Here is a 6,661-nt window from a genome sequence, read left to right as displayed (position 1 = left end):
AAGAGACAGACTTGCTGCGTTTGCCGGATATTATTTAATAAGAAAATCTTTTTCGCAAAAGCAAATCAGGAATTAATAATTTATTTGCAATTGTAACCTTGTAAAGCGCCACTTATGTGGCGCTTTTTTAATTATTTTTTAATTATTTTCTAAAAAAACATATTTATCAATAAATTACTACAAATTTAAACTTAAATTATTGTTAACAATTTCATTTTCTTACTTTTGTGGCTATTCTAATTAAATTTTAAAAAATTGTAGATGAACTATTTTAGCCGTATTAAATTAATTCCTGCATGTATAATGCTATTTTTAATTACTGCCCCCGCAGTTTATGCACAACCTGGTTTTGAAGATGATGTTGACGATGAGCCTGAAGCCAATATAACTTCTTATGCAGCTTCGTTACTCATTGCATCATGTGCAGGTTACTATTTAACCCAAAAAATAAAAATCTCTAAATCTTAGCCTCCCAAAATATGAGAAAAAATTACGTTGTTTTATTATTGTGCCTTGTCATAGGAGTTGCAAATGCACAGGTAACCCAGATTTATACCGATTTTAATAATTTCTGGACATCGAGCTCAACCAGCATTAACAGTGTGCAGCCAAACCTTTCGCACAACCTGCTTGCTTTCCGTTGGAATGGTGCTGTTTATTCAACAGGTGTTGACGATGCAAAATTGACAGCTAATGGTATTACTTATCAAAATACCAAATTCAGGGCATTGCCTATCACTACGGTACCGCTTACATCTTCGCAGGGTGGAAGTAACCCTTATTATATTGGTGTTGGTGCTTTAGCCGATGGCCTTGCCAACACAACAAGTGCAACTTTTCTTAACCCACAAGTAACAACGGGCGCCATGAAGGCGGCATATCTTACCATGGGTGAAAACGGCCTTGACCTGGGTACCGGCCTTACCAATATACCCTCAGGAAGCACATTAACATTTAACCTTAGTGCTAATGGCATCACTCTTGCGAACATTAATGATGGTGTGCCGGATGTATTGGTTAGCCAGATAGCACAGCCTACAAGTACAGGAGTAGACCAGCTATTTTTTCAGGATGCAAGCGGAAATATGGTAGGTAATGCTATAAGTATAAATCTAAATAATAATACTTTGTTTCCTACTGTAGGTAACTGGAATGTTGACTTTTATAACAATAATAGTACTGCTGATACCGGATTTATCAATACCAACAGGACGCTTAAATTCTTTACAGCCGACCTTTCTCAATTCGGGATAACTGCTGCTAACTATGCAAATGCCCGCAGGCTTGTATATCAGCCGGGTGGTACATCAGACCCCGCTTTTATTGCTTACAATGAACCGTCTATAGGTGTTGCTCAGCAATTAGTTATTACAGCCCAGCCTACTACATCTGACTGCGATGGTTTTATGCCTACCAGTTTTACAGTAAGGCTTGCCGACTCTTTTGGAGCTGTTGTACAACAGGCCGGCTTTACCATTACTGCTTATATGGAAACTGGTCCGGGCCAGTTGTTGGGTACAACCAGTGTTACAACAAATTCGCAAGGTATAGCTACTTTTAGTAATCTTTATTTTGAGGTGGGCGGAGACCACGTTATCCGTTTTGAAAATACTAGCCTTAAAGATGCAATTTCTACTACTATTGCGGGCCCCGAGTGTTCTCCTAATGTATGGACAGGTAACGTGAGTACAGACTGGAATACTACAGGTAACTGGCAGACGGCAAGTGTGCCAAATGCGAACAATAATGTTACCATTCCTGCAGGAAGGCCAAATTATCCGGTACTAACTGCTAACGCAGGTGCGAAAGACCTTATAATGGGTGCAGGAGCTACTATAGATCTTAATGGTAAATTATTTACCATAAAGGGTAACATAACTAAAGATGCTACTGCTTATATTGATGCAGCAGATACAGGTTCAGAACTTTATATGTCGGGTACATCGGCACAAACCATTCCTGATGGGTTTATACAAAACAATAACATAGCTAACTTTACGGTAGAAAATGCTGCCGGTGTTACTACATTAAACCCAATGAACCTTACAGGCGTTGCAAGGGTTCGTTCAGGTAATTTCAATACAAGCAATATGCTAACGCTGGTGTGCTCATTCAGCCCGCAGCGTACAGGACAAATAGGTGTTCTTGACGGAACCATTTCAGGAACCGTAACTACAGAGCAGTGTTTCCCGGCACGCCGCGCTTTCAGGCTTGTATCATCTTCGGTAACCACTACAACATCAATACGTGAAAACTGGCAGGAAGATGCATCAGCTTGGAATGATAACCCTAACCCGGGTTATGGTACGCATATTACAGGAGCAGGCTCTTCAGGCTCAGATCCTTCTGCTACAGATGGTGTAAACGGTTTCGACTGGCAGCCATCAGGAGCGTCTTCTATGTTTGCTTTTAATAACAGTACACAGTCGTGGGGTGCAGTTACAAACACATTGGGTACGCTAACTGCGGGTACTCCATACAGGCTATTAATAAGGGGCTCAAGAAGCACAGATATTACATCTAACGCAGCTACGCCAAGCAATACTAAACTACGTTCAACAGGTGCTGTTGTAAAAGGCCCTGTTGCTGTTAGCGGCTTATCAACCACAAGCGGAGGCTATAGCTTTGTTGGTAACCCTTTCCATACAGTAGTAGATATGAACCGCGTAATGAGCAACTCTTACAACCTTACCAATTTTTACTATGTTTGGGATCCTACCCTGGGTGGTACACCTACGGTAGGCCAGGCGGGCGGACGCGGAGGTTATGTTACCATTAATGCATCTACAGGCGCTAAGAGTAATGCATCATCGGCAGCTACGCGCTACTTACAGCCATACCAGGCATTCTTTGTACAAACATCAACTTTAGGAGGTACACCACAGCTTACCTTTAATGAGAATGACAAAAGGCCTACTGCAGCGCAAACAGCTGTGTTCAGGACCTTCGGTAATCCGTTCATAGACCTTAACCTGTATTATCAGGATGCTTTTGATGCAGGCGATACTTCTTCTGATGGTTTAAGGATAGATTTCCGCGAAGGCCAAAACAATGATGTAGATGTAAATGATGCGCTTAAGTTTACCAACATTGATGAGAACATTGCACGTTTAGACGGTGAAAACTATGTGGCTATGGAAGACCGTAACCTGCCTTTAGCAGATGAAGAGCTTCCGCTTGCTGTATGGCAATACCGCAGAACTGCATATGTAATGCAGCTTGACCTTGGTACTTTTGAAGAGCTTGATGTTTTCCTTAAAGATAACTACCTTAACATAGAAACCCTTCTTACAGAGAATGACGTTAATAACGTTAGCTTTACTATAGATAACGATATCCCTGCAAGTAAAGATTTAGGCAGGTTCTCTATAGTGTTCAGGGCTACGCCACTGAGTAACGAAGTTGTTGAAAATGCCAAAGGCTTCTCACTATTCCCTAACCCTTTAAGCGGTAGCGAGCTTTACATTAACGCTCCTGCCGGGCATGAGTCGGCACAGGTGGTTATATACAACACACTTGGCCAGGAAGTGTTTAAGGCTGCTGAAAGCTTTACAGGTAATAATCAGCTTGTATTGAAGGTTAATAACCTTCAGGCTGGTATTTACATCCTTAAGCTAAAAACCAAAACCGGCGTAACGTACTCTTCAAAATTCATTAAAGAGTAAGTTCAGGAAATAAATTTATTGTAAAGCAGCACCCTGTAAAGGGTGCTGCTTTGTTATTTATCAACACGAAAACGTTGTAATTAACAATATTTGTAACAAAAAGACAAACTGGAGTTATTAGTATGTTATTTTTTGTACTTTAGTACTACTGAAATAAGTAAACCCCGAATTTATTGCTATTTTAATCAAGTGCATCAGAGCCCCCTTTCTGATGCACTTTTTTTATTCTTTCAATACACATGTAACGCCGCTTTGTAACTCGCTAACTTTAACTATATTTGCCGATTAATCGGGCTACCATTATAATAGCCTTGCGGGTGTGCCTGCAACATGATAACAGACGAAGATGAAGAACATTAGAAATTTTTGCATTATTGCCCATATCGACCACGGAAAGAGTACCCTGGCCGACCGCCTGCTTGATGCCACACAAACCGTAACGGCACGCGAACAGCAGGCCCAGTTGCTGGATAATATGGATTTGGAGCGTGAAAGGGGCATCACCATAAAAAGCCACGCCATACAAATGGAGTATATGTATAAAGGCGAAAAATATATACTTAACCTTATAGATACTCCCGGGCACGTTGACTTCTCTTATGAAGTATCGCGTTCCATTGCAGCCTGCGAAGGCGCTTTGCTTATTGTGGATGCCGCACAGAGCATACAGGCGCAAACCATAAGCAACCTGTACCTGGCGCTGGAGAACGACCTTGAAATTATACCGGTGCTTAATAAAGTAGACCTGCCAAGCGCAAACCCGGAAGAGGTAAGCGATGATATAGTAGAGTTACTGGGTTGCAAGCACGAAGATATTATACCTGCCAGCGGTAAAACCGGCTTTGGTGTAGATAAAATTCTTGAAGCCATTGTAGAACGCGTTCCTGCGCCAAAAGGTGATGAAGAGGAGCCGCTACAGGCACTTATTTTTGACTCTGTTTATAACCCGTTCCGTGGGATAGAGGTTATTTTCCGTGTGATAAATGGCTCTATAAGCAAAAACCAGAAAATTAAGTTTATGGCTACGGGCAAAGAATATTTTGCCGACGAAATTGGTACCCTGAAACTCAACCAGGTGCCCAAGCAACAGATAAAGGCCGGAGATGTGGGTTACCTTATTTCGGGCATTAAAGAAGCGCGCGAGGTAAAAGTAGGTGATACCATTACCGATGCCAAAACACCAACGCAGAATATGATTGCCGGTTTCGAGAACGTGAAGCCGATGGTATTTGCGGGTATTTACCCGGTTGATACCGAAGATTATGAAGAGCTGCGCAACAGTATGGAAAAGCTACAGCTAAACGATGCCTCGCTTGTATTCTCTCCCGAGAGTTCGGCGGCGTTGGGCTTTGGTTTCCGATGCGGGTTTCTGGGCATGCTGCACATGGAAATCGTGCAGGAGCGTTTAGAGCGTGAGTTTAACATGACGGTTATTACAACCGTACCCAACGTGTCTTACTTCGCTTATACCAAAAAAGAGCCTGAAAAAGCATTTATTGTAAACAACCCGAGCGACTTGCCCGAGCCAAGCAAGCTTGACAGGGTAGAGGAGCCGTATATTAAGGCAACCATAATTACCAAGGCCGACTTTGTGGGGCAGGTTATGAGCCTTTGTATCGACAAGCGCGGACAGATAACCAACCAGACGTACCTGACACCCGAGCGCGTAGAGCTTACGTTTGATATGCCGCTTGCCGAGATTGTATTCGACTTTTATGACAGGCTTAAAACGGTATCTAAAGGGTACGCGTCGTTCGACTACCACCCGATAGGCATGCGCACCAGTAAGCTGGTAAGGCTTGATGTGCTGCTTAATGCGCAAAACGTAGATGCCCTTAGCGCACTGATACACGAGGACAATGCCTACAACATAGGTAAAAAAATGTGCGAAAAGCTGAAAGAGCTTATACCGCGCCAGCAGTTCGACATTCCGATACAAGCTGCCATTGGCGCCAAAATTATAGCGCGTGAAACCATTAAGGCACTGCGTAAAGATGTTACCGCCAAGTGTTATGGTGGTGATATTTCGCGTAAGCGTAAACTACTCGAAAAGCAGAAAGCCGGTAAAAAGCGTATGCGCCAGGTGGGTAACGTAGAGATACCGCAACAGGCGTTTATGGCGGTACTTAAGCTGAACGACTAAGCCCCCTAAACCCCCGAAGGGGAGGGGTATTTAGATAGGATTTTAGATAATAGAACCCGGTGCAGATGTGCCGGGTTTTTTATATTGTATTAGCAAATATGTTAATTTTTTATATATTTGATTAACTAATCAATAATTACTAATAGATGGCAACACCTACAATTGAGATATCGGTCTACACCTTTGTTCTAAAAGAAAAATTTAAAAAAAGTAAATATTTCAACCTCGGAGAATTTTACAGGAAGCAATTTATAAGATCAACAGATAAAGATCCTCATAAAGTGAAATCTAAAACGCTCTATAAAAGGTTTATGAAGGAAATCGTTGAGGAGTTTAAAGATGAGTTTAAATTAAGTAAAGATGGAACAAAAGGGTTTTCTACTGGAATTTTAAAAAGCTATTCTGATAACAATATCATAGATGGTTTCATTAATGGAGGTGATAGAGGTAGAAATCATAAAATTTACAAGATAAAAAATAATAAAACAGCTACTGGCGCTCTAAAGAACGATGAGTTGGTGGCTTTACCGCATTACTTTAAAATATGGACTCCGCCAAATAGTGAAATCGGAGTTTTAATGATCCAAAACTATTCTAATGTAGGGATCAATAGTTTGGTAATTAGTTTTTTGAAAGATTTCTATTTAAAGTATAATACTACATTCTTAGAATCCCGACATGTACCAGAAAACGTTAAACAAAATTTTATCAATAATAGTGTAATTAAAAAAGTAAGCTTTTCCAAAAATAAGTTAAGTCCGAAAGCAAGAAGTGCTTTTAATTATGCTTTTTCAAACGAAACAGGATTAAGAATTAAAATTGAAGTTTCGGGTTTTGATAGTAACTATAGTAT

The 6,661-nt window shown here is 41.0% G+C and carries 4 protein-coding genes; all 4 read left to right on the top strand.

The annotated features are described in order from the left end of the window. Positions 1-303 precede the first annotated feature (303 nt). The gene (locus Q0K96_RS14720; protein ID WP_297334740.1) at positions 304-468 is read left to right on the top strand and encodes a hypothetical protein; all 165 of its coding nucleotides are present in this window, start codon (positions 304-306) and stop codon (positions 466-468) included. Between the two features lie 11 nt (positions 469-479). Further along, positions 480-3,665, top strand: coding sequence for a T9SS type A sorting domain-containing protein (locus Q0K96_RS14715; protein WP_297334739.1), 3,186 nt, complete (start codon positions 480-482; stop codon positions 3,663-3,665). A 346-nt stretch (positions 3,666-4,011) separates the two neighbouring features. Continuing rightward, positions 4,012-5,808 (top strand): translation elongation factor 4, encoded by a 1,797-nt coding sequence (gene lepA, locus Q0K96_RS14710; RefSeq protein ID WP_223053632.1) that lies wholly within the window; start codon positions 4,012-4,014, stop codon positions 5,806-5,808. Between the two features lie 146 nt (positions 5,809-5,954). Further along, positions 5,955-6,661 (top strand): hypothetical protein (locus Q0K96_RS14705; protein WP_297334738.1); only part of this gene is annotated, 707 nt, incomplete at its 3' end.

This window comes from Flavobacterium sp. (genome assembly GCF_024305175.1).
In the GTDB taxonomy this organism is placed as follows: domain Bacteria; phylum Bacteroidota; class Bacteroidia; order Flavobacteriales; family Flavobacteriaceae; genus Flavobacterium.
The sequence above is the reverse complement of the archived record's forward strand: the minus strand, read 5'-3'. Positions and strand labels throughout refer to the sequence as shown.

Bases quoted from the DNA above. Each gene is read 5' to 3' on its own strand.
- Q0K96_RS14720 (WP_297334740.1), top strand. From the start codon at position 304: ATGCTATTTTTAATTACTGCCCCCGCAGTTTATGCACAACCTGGTTTT.
- Q0K96_RS14715 (WP_297334739.1), top strand. From the start codon at position 480: ATGAGAAAAAATTACGTTGTTTTATTATTGTGCCTTGTCATAGGAGTT.
- lepA (WP_223053632.1), top strand. From the start codon at position 4,012: ATGAAGAACATTAGAAATTTTTGCATTATTGCCCATATCGACCACGGA.